The sequence below is a fragment of the Proteus penneri genome (assembly GCF_003144535.1).
GTDB classification, from domain to species: domain Bacteria; phylum Pseudomonadota; class Gammaproteobacteria; order Enterobacterales; family Enterobacteriaceae; genus Proteus; species Proteus penneri.
Genome location: NZ_PHFJ01000001.1, coordinates 579,839 through 593,355, shown reverse-complemented (window position 1 = coordinate 593,355; position 13,517 = coordinate 579,839). Strand labels below are relative to the sequence as shown.

9 protein-coding genes and 1 pseudogene are annotated in these 13,517 nt (G+C 33.1%); 6 read left to right on the top strand and 4 right to left on the bottom strand.

Going from position 1 to position 13,517, the window contains the following annotated elements:
- Positions 1-83: 83 nt before the first annotated feature.
- Complete coding sequence (gene hrpA / locus CUB63_RS02925; protein ID WP_109847409.1) at positions 84-3,980, bottom strand: ATP-dependent RNA helicase HrpA; 3,897 nt, start codon at positions 3,978-3,980, stop codon at positions 84-86.
- 125 nt (positions 3,981-4,105) lie between these two features.
- Here hrpA and CUB63_RS02920 point away from each other — a divergent pair, with 125 nt between their 5' ends.
- The 5 genes from CUB63_RS02920 to CUB63_RS02900 all read left to right on the top strand — a co-directional run bounded on the left by CUB63_RS02920 (position 4,106) and on the right by CUB63_RS02900 (position 9,053).
- Entirely contained in the window at positions 4,106-4,285 is a 180-nt protein-coding gene (locus CUB63_RS02920) for an NADPH-dependent FMN reductase family protein (RefSeq protein WP_109847408.1), read from the top strand.
- Positions 4,286-4,638: 353 nt separating this feature from the next.
- On the top strand, positions 4,639-5,217 hold the full coding sequence (locus CUB63_RS02915) for a fimbrial protein (protein ID WP_157955968.1): 579 nt from the start codon (positions 4,639-4,641) through the stop codon (positions 5,215-5,217).
- Between the two features lie 109 nt (positions 5,218-5,326).
- Positions 5,327-6,028 carry a fimbrial biogenesis chaperone gene (locus tag CUB63_RS02910; RefSeq protein ID WP_109847407.1) on the top strand — a complete coding sequence of 234 codons (702 nt, stop codon included), beginning with the start codon at positions 5,327-5,329 and terminating at the stop codon, positions 6,026-6,028.
- Complete coding sequence (locus CUB63_RS02905) at positions 6,021-8,432, top strand: fimbria/pilus outer membrane usher protein (RefSeq protein ID WP_109847406.1); 2,412 nt, start codon at positions 6,021-6,023, stop codon at positions 8,430-8,432. The genes CUB63_RS02910 and CUB63_RS02905 overlap by 8 nt, the downstream gene beginning before the upstream one ends.
- 39 nt (positions 8,433-8,471) lie before the next feature.
- Complete coding sequence (locus tag CUB63_RS02900) at positions 8,472-9,053, top strand: fimbrial protein (RefSeq protein ID WP_109847405.1); 582 nt, start codon at positions 8,472-8,474, stop codon at positions 9,051-9,053.
- A gap of 77 nt (positions 9,054-9,130) precedes the next feature.
- Here the strand turns inward: CUB63_RS02900 and CUB63_RS02895 are convergent, their stop codons facing one another.
- From CUB63_RS02895 to CUB63_RS18035, 3 genes and pseudogenes are all read right to left on the bottom strand, one after another.
- Complete coding sequence (locus CUB63_RS02895; RefSeq protein ID WP_109400491.1) at positions 9,131-9,463, bottom strand: YdbL family probable chaperone protein; 333 nt, start codon at positions 9,461-9,463, stop codon at positions 9,131-9,133.
- A 10-nt stretch (positions 9,464-9,473) separates the two neighbouring features.
- A complete protein-coding gene (locus tag CUB63_RS02890) occupies positions 9,474-9,680 on the bottom strand; it encodes a YnbE family lipoprotein (RefSeq protein ID WP_006536650.1) in 207 nt (68 codons plus the stop codon).
- Positions 9,677-12,280 (bottom strand): annotated as a pseudogene (locus tag CUB63_RS18035) (YdbH family protein). The gene CUB63_RS02890 and the pseudogene CUB63_RS18035 overlap by 4 nt, the downstream one beginning before the upstream one ends.
- Before the next feature lie 182 nt (positions 12,281-12,462).
- On the opposite strand from CUB63_RS18035, the gene CUB63_RS02880 reads away from it, so the two are divergent.
- On the top strand, positions 12,463-13,461 hold the full coding sequence (locus CUB63_RS02880; protein WP_109847404.1) for a 2-hydroxyacid dehydrogenase: 999 nt from the start codon (positions 12,463-12,465) through the stop codon (positions 13,459-13,461).
- The last annotated feature ends 56 nt before the right edge of the window (positions 13,462-13,517 follow it).

The following is a 13,517-nucleotide window of genomic DNA, read 5'->3' as shown; positions in this document are numbered from 1 at the left end:
TAGGTAATTATTAATAAGCTAGATAATAAAAAACCCACAGGAAGTATAAGTTCCCGTGGGCCTAAAAACATCTCACTATTAAATTAGTTAAAACTCATTTGTTCCATTGCCTGCAATATACGTTTATCTGATATTGGATATGGTGTACCTATCTGCTGAGCAAACAGACTTACTCTAAGTTCCTCTATCATCCAACGAATATTTTGCACTTCTTCTTGCTGTTTTTGTTTCTCTGATAACTTACCTAACCACTGTTGCCATTGTTGAATAACATTTTCAACTCGACTCATTTGAGCGCGATCACGGTTAGGATCAATGGCCAATTTTTCCATTCGTTTTTCAATTGCACTCAAATAACGAGGAATATCCGCCAGACGTTTCCATCCATGCGAGGTAACAAAACCAGGAAAAACTAATTGACCAAGTTGAGCTTTAATATCAGATAATGCAAAAGCAACGCTAATATCCACCCGCCCTTTTAAACGTTTATTGATAGCAAACACTTGAGTTAAAATCGCTTCAACTTGTTTTGCTATTTCAACCACCGCATCATTTAATTCAGATCTGACATATTCTTGCAGTTTTTGATATTCACCTTCTTGCCAAATTAAACCACCATAAGACGCCATTAATTTATCAACGCCACAAGCAATACAATCATCAATTAGCTCTAATACTTTGCCATAAGGGTTAAAGTAAAGACCAAGTTTTGCTTTATTCGGTAATTTCTCATGTAGATATTTTATCGGTGATGGAATATTTAATAATAGTAATCGCCTTACCCCTTCCCACATCGAAAATTGTTGTTCAGATTCTGTTTCAAAAAGCTTAATGCTTACACTGTTTTTTTCATCAACCAGTGCAGGATAAGCCTTCACTGAATAACCACCTCGTTTCTGCTCATAACGCTGAGGTAAATCACCAAAACTCCAAATATGTAAATCATGTTGTTCAATACCATCATCAGCTACTGCTGATAATGTTTCTTGCACTTTTTCCTTTAAATTCTCTTTTAATTTATTGAGATCTTTACTTTCTGCCAGCGTTTTATTTTTATCACCAACAACACGGAATGTCATTTTTAAGTGATCAGCAACTTGGTCAAGTTGCCAACTCTCTCTATCAACCGACACTCCCGTCATACGACGTAATTCTTTTTCAAGTCTATCGAGTAAATTACCTTCAACTTGGGGTACTCGTTCTAAAAAAGCAGAAGCATAGTTAGGTGCTGGTACAAAATTACGACGGATAGGTTTTGGTAATGACTTAATCAAGGCCACAATCAATTCATGACGAATACCTGGAATTTGCCAATCAAAGCCTTCGTCTTTTACCTGATTTAAAATAGGTAATGGTATATGAACAGTGACACCATCAGCCGCAGTACCCGGCTCAAATTGATAGGTTAAACGTAATTTTAGATTATCTTGATGCCAATAATTTGGATAATCTAATGCGCTAACACGTTTAGCATCATCTTTAATAAGCATACTTTTTTCAAAGTTAAGCAGATCAGGTGATGCTCTTTGAGCCTCTTTCCACCATTTATCAAAATGTCGAGACGAAACAACATCCTGAGGTATTCGTTGATCGTAGAAAGTAAACATTGTTTCATCATCAACAAGAATATCTCGACGACGAGATTTATGCTCTAATTCTTCAACTTCTGTTCGTAATTTTAAATTGTCACGGAAAAATGCATGACGAGTCTGCCAATCTCCCTCCACTAACGCATGTCGGATAAAGAGCTCACGACATAAGAGCGGATCAATTTGGCTGTAATTGATAGGTCGAGAAGCAACAATTGGTAAACCATACAAGGTCACTTTTTCATTTGCCATTACAGCGCCTTGCGCTTTTGACCAATGAGGTTCGCTATACTGATGTTTCACCAAATGTTCAGCAATAGGTTCAATCCACTCAGGTTCAATCCGAGCTGCAATTCTCCCCCATAAACGAGATGTTTCGACGAGTTCCGCCACCATTGTCCATTTAGGTGGTTTTTTGAATAGACCTGAACCTGGATAAATCGAAAAACGCGCATTTCTTGCACCCGTGAACTCCTGTTTATCCGCATCTTTTTGTCCAATATGCGACAATAAACCGCTTAGGAGTGCAACATGAACACTTCTAAAATCAGCTGGCTCACTATTGACAGGAAAACCTAATTCTTTCACAACTTGTCGTAATTGCGTATAAACGTCTTGCCACTCTCGAACACGCATAAAATTTAAAAACTCTTGGCGACACAGTTTTCTAAACTGAGAATGACTCAATTCTTTTTGTTGAGTTTTTAAATAATCCCACATGTTTAAAAAAGACAAGAAATCAGAATCTTTATTCTGGAATCGCCGATGTTTCTCATCAGAAGCTTGTTGTTTATCCATCGGTCTTTCACGAGGATCTTGAATTGAAAGTGCGGAAGTAATGACCATCAATTCTTTAACAGCACCATATTTACGCGCTTCAAGTACCATTCTTGCTAAACGAGGATCAATAGGAAGTTGTGCAAGTTGTTTTCCCATAGGGGTTAAACGATAAGCACCTTTATTATCTGTTCCCTCTTGTAATGCACCTAGCTCTTCTAATAAACGAACACCATCTTGAATATTACGTTTATCAGGTGGCTGTACAAATGGAAAAGCACTAATATCTCCTAACCCTATCGACGTCATTTGCAAAATAACAGATGCAAGGTTGGTTCTTAATATTTCAGGATCAGTAAATTCAGAACGAGAAATAAAATCATCTTCTGAATAAAGGCGAATACAAATACCATCAGAAACACGTCCACAACGCCCTTTTCTTTGGTTTGCTGACGCTTGTGAAATAGGCTCTATTGGCAGTCGTTGTACTTTAGTACGATAACTATAGCGACTAATACGTGCAAAACCGGTATCAATAACGTATTTAATACCCGGTACAGTTAATGAAGTTTCAGCAACATTAGTTGCTAAAATAATACGCCTACCACTATGAGGATGAAAAATTCGATTTTGTTCACTATTAGATAAACGAGCGAATAAAGGCAATATTTCAGTATGACGAAGTTGTAGTTTATTCAGAGCATCAGCAGTATCGCGAATTTCTCGCTCACCGCTCATAAAAATAAGAATATCACCCGCACTTTCTCTGCTTAATTCATCAATAGCATCAATAATCCCATCTGTCATATCCTTATCGCTATCCAGTTCATCGCCACCAATTGGGCGATATCTCACTTCAACAGGATAAGTTCTACCAGAAACTTCAATAATTGGAGCTTGACTAAAGTGTTTAGAAAAGCGCTCAGGGTCAATGGTTGCTGACGTAATAATGACTTTTAAATCAGGACGTTTAGGTAATAGCTGTTTTAAATAGCCAAGAATAAAGTCAATATTTAAACTACGCTCATGGGCTTCATCAATAATGATAGTGTCATATTGTAGTAATAGTTTATCTTGTTGCAATTCAGCTAATAAAATACCATCTGTCATAAGCTTAACGAGGGTATTATCACCGACATGATCACTAAAACGAACCTTATAACCGACAGCTCCTCCTAGCGTGCTTTTTAATTCATGAGCGATACGTTCAGCCACTGAACGTGCAGCTAAACGACGAGGCTGAGTATGTCCAATAAAACCCTTGATCCCTCGTCCTAACTCAAGACAAATTTTAGGGATTTGTGTTGTTTTACCTGAGCCTGTTTCCCCTGCAATAATAACGACTTGGTTATCTCTTATTGCATTATAGATAGCGCCTTTCTTTTGACTAACAGGAAGATTTTCTGGATAAGTAATTTCAGGACAATTAGCACGACGGTGAATTATCATCTGTTGTGCTGTGGTAATATTGTCTTTAATTGCACTTAATACCGCTTGTTTAGACTCTTCATTATTAATTTTAGCGACGCCACGTAGACGTTTTTTTAATCGTTGCTGATCCCGCAACGAAAGTTGCTCTATTTCTTTGTAGAGCACCGCAGATGATAATGCCACCTTTTGCTATCCTTTTTGAGGTTTATTTAACCAAATAATATTGTAGTTATGATATCACAACAGCCAATTTGCACATAAAGGGTTGATGAATTTTCTTATTACATAAATGTATATAATCAATAAATTTGAATAGCATATTTGAACGATTAACCAACCATGGCAGTTTTTATAAAGAACAACCTTCTGATCTGTTTGTTCCTTTCCTAACACTGTTTTTATTATTTATTGATATTAATAATGTACAATTTATTTTAATCGAAGGTGCTGTTATCGGCGAAAAATATGCACAACCGTCACATAATTAAGAAGAAAAATAAATTCGCTTAATTATTAATAAAGAAATAATGATAAAATAAAGCTATATTTATTAGTATTTTTGATCAAGGTGCTATTTATTTATAAATACAATTATAAAAAAAACACCTCTACTTTTTTTTAAAAAAACCCTCAACAGATAAATCCTTCACGCCTTACCTATACTTCGAAATTTAAATCTAAGTCACCTATCATAGAAAGTATTCTTTGCTAATTATTTAATAAAACAATATTAATTATAATTACATATAACTTGCCAAATTTTACGTAAATAAATATTATTATCTCGCTCTTAATTATGAGCAAACTTGTAACTAATTTTAATATTTAAATGGACTTTAAAATGAAAAAATCATTATTTTCACTGTTAATTCTGTCTACTCTTTCTTTGTCAAATCAAGCTATTGCAGAAGATAGTTATCTTATTCATGCTAATAATGAGATATCTATCCGAGGTAATGTAATTAAAAAGGCTCCAACTTGCACCCTAGATAATATAGAGCCAGTTGTATTAAATAATATTTACGCTGATGAAATTGAGCACTCTGAGACAAAAGAATTTAAGATAAATTTTTCTAGTTGCGATGTTCCTAATGGATCTAAAGAAATCTCTATTAAACTTCAACGACAAGACGATCCTATATTAAAAAATACCCATCAAGGGGAAGATAAAACCAATGTCTCCATTCAGTTGTTTGATGAAGATAATCGTCAAATTTTATTAAATCAAGACGATAATCTTACTTTAAAAAAGGATATTATTGGTGGTGATGCTGAATTTATATTAAAAGCAAATTATAAGGCACCAGATGACGGGGAAATTAAAGCCGGTTTGTTCACCTCTAGTTTAACTTTTGATGCTTACATCAATGATAATATCGCTGAAGAAATTGAAGAAGTCATAGATAATGGCGACTTGTAATAAGCATTATTTCTCTTTGAACTTTAACTAAATAAAAAGCCGGAATGCCGGCTTTTTATTCTTAGATTAATGTAATTAATTATTTTATCTGAAAGTTGATTAAAACCTTATGCTAAAAAAACATATCATATATATAATATCATTTTTTCTTACATTCTCATCTTATGCTTCTATTCAAATAAGTCAGGATGAATTTTTTTATAAAGAACAAGATAAAGAAATTCTATTTGATATAAAAAACAAAAATGAACAAAATACATATATTGTTCATAGCTGGGTATCACACTATAAAAAAGAAAATAGTGCTGAGACACCATTTATCATCTCCCCTAGTTTAATAAAATTAGCACCAAATGAAAAATTCACATTAAAAATCATAAAAATGGGTGATATAAAAGAAATTAATCAAGAGTCTGTGTATAGAGTAAATATAAAATTAGTTCCAGTTATAGATAATGAAATGATTGATAAAAACATTCTTCTTATCTCTTTAAATTCAATATATAATCTTTTCTACACACCGAAAAATATTATAAATAAAGATAATAACAAAGATATTGAATTTTTTATTAATGATGATGATTCTATTAGAATAAACAACCCTACTCCCTACTTTATTACAATAAAAGAAACAACCATAAACAATATTAATATATTGGATAAAATAATAACCATATCGCCATTTAAATATTATAAAATAAAAAATAAAAATATAACTAAAAATATAAAAGATAAAAAAGTGTATTGGAAAAAAACAAATAAGTATGGCGAGACCATTACTGGTACACCAAAGGAACTTACTTATGAGTAAGATAAACTTTAAACTAAAAACATCTTTACTATTAGTATTAAATGTATACCCTTTTTTTTCTGTTGCTCACAGTAATATTCACCCTTTATACAAAAAAGTGTTATCCAACATTGACAATAAAATCATCGATAGCTTATTAATTAATGAGCATCCTGAGGGCTATTACTCAACGAATTTCTATATCAACAACCAGAAAAAAGAAACTATTCTTTTATATTATGAAAATAAAGATAAAATATTAACACCAAGGATTAATGTTGATAATTTAATTCGTTTAAATATCGAACCATCTTTTTATAAAATTCCTTTAGATTTAAATTCTGATTTCTTATTAAGCGATTATAATATTGATTTTAAATATAACTTTTCAACACAATCATTATATTTAACTATTCCACAAAAAGCATTAGGAAGTAAAAAAAATAGAATATCAGATCAAGTTTTGTGGGATGATGGTGTCCCTGCTTTATTTAGCTCATATTCCTATTTTGGTAAATATAACAACCAAAATAAAACAGATCACAAAATCAATTTTAATTCAGGTGTTAATTTAGGTGCTTGGCGGGTACGCAGTCAAAGTTATTATCATTACACTGATAAACAACAGCAGTTCAAATTATACTCACTATATGCTTATCGCCAATTAAATACGATGTTGGCAACTCTGAATATGGGTGAGTTTCGGCCAACAAGTAGAATGTTATCGACAGATAAATTGATTGGATTCCAACTCATATCAAGTAATTTGCTCTCTGGCAATGACCTTTATATGAACAGCCCTATCATAGAAGAAATAGCAGAATCTCATGCTGAAATTAAAGTGAAACAGCAAGGAAAAACAATTTATGAAACTATTGTTCCTCCAGGTCCTTTTGTTTTAAATGATTTACCTGTTATAGGTAGCAATGAATTAGTATTAGAAATAAAAGAGGCTGATGGGCGTATAAGAAAAAGTACGCATTACTTTACTACAATGCCAAATCAATTAAAAAAAGGTCGTTATCAATATAATTTTATTTCTGGATATTCTTATGATAGATACAATCAGCATAATAATTCAAATGAAAAGCCTATTTTTTTACTGAGTGAATTCTCTTATGGCATTAATCAAAAAATAACAGCTTATGGTGCAATCAGAAAAATGCTTAATCACAATACCTTCTTTTCAGGATTATCATTGGATTTAGGTCCTTGGGGGGGATTAGCGAGCGACATTAGTTATTTTAACTATAATAACCTATTAAAATATCAATTACGCTATCATAAACGCTGGAGCAATACTGGTACTTCTTTAAATATATCCTCTAGCCATTACCAATCAGTAAAAGATGATGATAATAGCAATAAAAAAAGTCAAAAAGATAAAATAAAAAACAGATATTCAATTTCTCTTTTTCAACCCATTAAATATTTTGGTACATTTTCCCTTGGTTACCATCAAAGTTCTTTCACAAAAAGAAAAAATAATTTTATGATAAATACTTCTCTATCATCTTCTATAAAAAAAGTAAATTATAGTATAAAATATCAATATGAAAATAAAGGGCGTTATAATGACAATCATTTTTCTTTAAATTTTAATATCCCATTAATAAGTAAATCTCATTCTTATCATTGGATAAACAATCAATTTAATTATCACTCAAATAATAAAAGTTATGTAAATAGTACAACTATAGGTGGGAGTTTACTAGAACATCATCGTTTAGGATACTCTATTAATTACCAACGGGATTTTAGCAACCCAAATGTTAACCATCATACCTCAGTAAATGCTCAATATAGAGGAAAATACCAATCTTATTCTATTAATACAACTAACTCACCTAATAACACCTTTTTAAGATTAGGAGTTAATGGCGCGATAGTTATACATCAAAGTGGAATAACCTTAGCACCTAATTTAGGCAACACTTTTGCTATTGTAAATACTAATGGCATAGCCGGAATTAAAACTAATAACTCGTCACAAACCACTACTGACAACAATGGTAATTTAATATTATCAAACATCACTCCATATCGTAAAAATATTATTGGATTAAATATACATTCGTTACCCGAGTTTAGTAGTACTAAAACTCAAAGTAAAATTATCGTTCCTACATTAGGTGCAGTATCAAAAGTCAATTTCCCTATAAATATGGGCTATAATGTTTTGTTTACCTCAAATACACCTATTCCGTTTGCTGCAAATGTAATGGTATTTGATAACAATAATAATCTCAGTTCTACTGATTTTGTCTATGATCATAATAGAATTTTCCTCTCGGGAATAAAAGAAACTGGATGGGTACAAGTAAAATGGGGGGACACAGAAGAAAAACAATGTATCTTCCGTTATGACATAAAAAATGAAATAAAAAATAACTCAATTATTAAAAAAGAAATTAGCTGTCAATAATTAATAATTTATTCTTACATATTTATTGAAGAGTTTTATATGAAATCAATAAAAATAATGGTTTTAACCCCGCTATTATTACTATACTTCCCTTTTATTGCTTTATCTGAAAATAGAAGAGGAAGTTTACCACCTCCAGTAAGCTGTGATATTTACATACCTTATACTACTGTATTTAGCAATATAACTTCTGATGATTTTACAACACCTCATGCAGGAACATTAGCTAATGAAGACTATAGTGAAGTTATTCTGCTATCATTTGAAAATTGTTCGAAAAATAATACTGAAATAACAGTAAGTATTGATAATAAAAGTATTGATTTTAATAATGGCTACTTTATAAATCACGCAACTGGCCCCACGGCAAGTAACAATATTACATTTCAATTGATTGATGATGAAAATAATCCTATCAATTTAAACCAGAAAAATAAATTCACCAAAACCATTGATGAGCATAATGAAGCACATTTTCATTTTTTATTAAATTATGTCAAGAAAGATGATCTTCCTCCAATGCCAGGAAGTATAACTACTCATATCATGTTTAATATGGAAGCGAACGATCAGATTATTGAATCAGATAAAATAATAGACATAGGTTATCAAGAAGACTAAAAAATATTATACGTATATTAATTATAAGATAATAATTTAGTCTATTTTTTATTACAGCACTACTTGGGTAGTGGATATTATTTCTTAATCCACTGCCCATTAATTCCTTTTACAAACTCACCTTCATTAGCTCTTGCGACTAATTTTTCACCTGCAAGACGAGCAACAGAATCGGGTGTTATTTGATTGGTTTTGGCAATTTCAGCATATTTTGCTTTTCTAGCTTGATTTATCTCATCAACAAGTTGTTGAGCTTGTTTGTTGTTTGTCTGCACAAGCTCAATATAGCCACTAAAGGTCTCTCCTACTAACCCTTGTGCTCTCGCTTCATCAAGCGTCAATGCTATGGCATTAACACTCGTTAAAGCTATCATTAAACCAAAGCTTAAGAGATATTTTTTATAATTCATCATTTATCCTTTAAAAAATGGCGCTGTTATTTTTTAAGAGATCTTCTACTTGTCTATCTATTTTTACATTAATTTCATGTTCGATTTTTACATTCATATTAATATTTATCGGTTTATCAGGTGTTGCGACTTCTAGTCGAATACATCCGGTTAAAATTGATATTCCCATTGCCATGATCGTGAATAAAAATAGATTTTTTAAGAATAATGGTTTCACTCTGACTCACTCCCTAAATCTGATAAGCTTTTTTCTAACCACTCTTCCAATTGTGAACCAAATCGTAAACTTCGCCATAATTGAAAGACATTTTCTTCATGCCGATAATTGAAATTAACCTGACGACGCTTATCTTCAAGGGGATTTGTTCCTTGAATCTCAGCCTCTAGCACTAACTCACCTAAATTACTTAAATTCACTCGAGTCCAAGAACGACTGATTTCTAGATAACGCAACCATGCCATAGCAACACCAGCTGACATGTTATTATCATCGATTGAATCAACAAAATCTTTATCAAGTCTTAATGTTAAATAAGATGAATTAGCCAGCCAACCATCTTTAATAATCCATTGATTATTGTTAATAAAAAATGGAAATTCACCACTAACTTTACCTGATGCAGCAAACTGAGTCACTTTTAATAAAGTAAACAGATGACTTAATTGAATGTTATCAATAGAAATAATCGCTGCATCATGTTGTGGTATTACTAATTTTGCTAAAGATAGTGTTCCATCCAACATTGCTACATTAACGTTAGATAAGACTAATGGCTTACTTTCAGTTGCTGGATAAAAACCTTGAAGATCGGCTGTAATATCGGTCATTTCAAAAAGATTATTAACATGCTTTATTCGTAACTGAACAGGCTCTTTTACACCAAGTTGCCATTCATCACCGTTTAAACGCCAAGGTAAAATAAATTCTAACCCTTCTAAAACTCCATCTTTAAGCCACATTCCACCTTGTTTAACAACAAGATGTCCACCAGCAACAAGTCCTTGTTCTGGTGCAATAGAAAAATCTGCTTGAGTGTAGAGTTCACCTTCATCAAGAGTAATTCCTAAATCTGTGGGGATAAGTGATTGAAAAACATTAATTGGCTGTAACGGCCAACGCATTTGACCTCTTAATCTTGCACCATCCCAACGTGTATTAATTGCAATTGGTCCTATGTTGGGCTTAGCACTTAGCTCACCTTTTACATTAAAATTAAAAGGTGATTCACCATTAACCGTAGCAATAAAATCTGTCTTATCTAAAAAACCACCAGCAGGAAAATCAATGCGCTGACTCGTTAACTTTAGCTTTCCATTAAATGTCGAGGTTTTATCATCTCTGTTCCAATGAAATGGGCTCAGCAAAGATAATCGTGGTGCCGTCATTACGGTATGTTGATATTTTAAAACATCAAAACCTGTGTTGAGTTTTTCAAAACTCACTAATTTATCAGCCCAATAACCTGTCCCTGCAATATCCCAACGCGCTTTTAATGGTAGTAAATTCCCATCCCCCCAATAGCGCCATTGCCAAGTTCCATTATCAGGTAAAAAGTCACTGGCTTTACCTTGAAAATGAATGCGATAATCCCCCCAAATACTATCTTGGGCAACAACTATCGCATTTAAACGCCCATTAAAACCTTTTGATGAAAGAGTGGTTCCAGCTAAAGGTAAACGAGCATCTGTGACAGTGAGCGTTTCAGTGACGGGTCCTTTAAAACGAAATAAAGAACCAGATTAAAATTCAATAGTAGGATTAGTCAACATACCAGTAACTTTAACTGGCAATTGTGCACTAGCTTGCATTAACTCTTTATTAATAATACCTGTGATTTGAATAGGGATTTTAGCATCTAACCAATTAACAGCTGTTTCAGGGATCGATATCACTAAGTTTCCTTTCCCCGCTTTACCTTCTGTCATCACGTTTAATCGTGCAGTTAATCTTAAATCCGTCAATCCTTTTTGCCATTGAGCAATATTAATATTTACACCGCCTCGCAAAGGTTGGTCTAATCCAAACCATTCCCAACGGCCTTGCTCAATAACAATAGTTTCAGATGTGACTGTCCATGGTAATAAAGCCAAGGCGTGACCACCGCCTTGTTCTGCAACGGAAATAGTGCCCGATTGTCCTATCCATTCAAGAATAAAAACTAAAGGATGAGCATATTGAGAAGCTAATAGCGTGGCATTAATGGTTCCTTTTTCAGGTAATGACGCAATATCCAGAGGAAGCGCTATTTCAGCAGCAAGTTCAATATTATTGTCATCAGGTAAATTCACTTTAAGTTGTTTAATATCAAGCCACTTATTATCTCTAATAAAAATAGCAAGTTGAGCATTTTTCCCTTGGTAAGAAATTAAACGCCCATTATTTTGGGTTTTTAGCTGTAACTCACCTTGGTAACGGCTATTTTCTTTTAAAAGCACATTGTCGATATTGACAGATAAATGAGGTATTGAGGTTAGTAGTGAATTTATTTCAAGAGGAATAGTTGCCGTTTCTTCTTGCTTACTTGTAGGGATCATTGAAAAACATTTTTCATCAATGGCAAGTTGCTGGCTATTAAATTGAAGTTTATCAATCTGCTCTTTTTGATAAGAGAACGCGAAGTTATCAATATTAGCTAAAGTGCAGCTTTCTGTCTTTAATGCGATATTGTCAACTGAAACACCCATACGCTGTAACTTGGGCTGTGATAAAGAAAGTGTTACACCTTCAGGTAAGTAATAATCGGCAACAACTGGCAACCAACGAGGAATAGATACCCATAAAGCAGTGCCTATTAGGCCTGTGCCTAGTAGTATCATCCCTGTCCATTTGATTGTTTTTCTTAACAACACATCATATTCCTTTTAAACAAACCTGAATCATCCAATTACCTCGTTAAATTGTTTATAATGATAGTATTAATTTCTTTCATATTGGGGCTGGATAATTCTTGTTTTTCCAGTCTCTGAATAAAAATTTAATCGAGAGTAGAGAAGACTGAATGAAAATCGTTTCCTATAGTACTAAACATTATGATCGTAAGCACATGGAATGGGTCAATCAACATAATGGATATCATTATGATATTGAATATTTCGATTTTAATTTAACAGAACAAACCGCAAAAAATGCCGTTGGCGCTGATGCTGTCTGTATTTTCGTCAATGACGATGCGAATCGTGCGGTTTTACAAGAACTTGCTAGCCTTAATATACGTATCCTCGCATTACGCTGTGCAGGATTCAATAACGTTGACTTAGAAGCTGCCACTGAATTAGGCATAACAGTTGTCCGTGTCCCTGCTTACTCGCCAGAAGCTATTGCAGAACATGCTGTTGGCATGATGCTATCACTTAATCGTCGTATACACAGAGCCTATCAACGTACTCGTGATGCTAACTTCTCATTAGAAGGCTTAACTGGCTTTAATATGCATAATCGCACTGCCGGTATTATTGGTACAGGTAAAATAGGATTAGCGACATTACGCATATTAAAAGGCTTCGGCATGAAATTACTAGCTTATGATCCTTATCCAAATCAAGCAGTACTGGATTTAGGTGCCGAATATGTCGATTTAGCGACAATTTTCAGAAATTCTCATGTCATTTCATTACATTGTCCATTAACCGCAGATAATCATCATCTATTAAATGAAACAGCTTTTGCACAAATGAAAGATGGTGTGATGATTATTAACACTAGTCGTGGTGCATTAATTGACTCTGCAGCTGCAATTAATGCATTGAAACAAGGCAAAATTGGTGCATTGGGAATGGATGTTTATGAAAATGAACGCGATCTTTTCTTTGAAGATAAATCAAATGACGTGATCCAAGATGATATTTTTCGTCGTCTTTCTTCTTGTCATAACGTGTTGTTTACGGGACATCAGGCCTTCTTAACAGAAGAAGCCTTAATTAGTATTAGTGAAACGACACTGCACAACATTAAAGAAGTTGCTTCAGGCAATGAGTGCGTTAATCAGATCAAAGCTTAGTTCTAAGTATTAAGAATAAAAATCATAAAAAGCCCCTTTCGCATTATTTAGCCAAG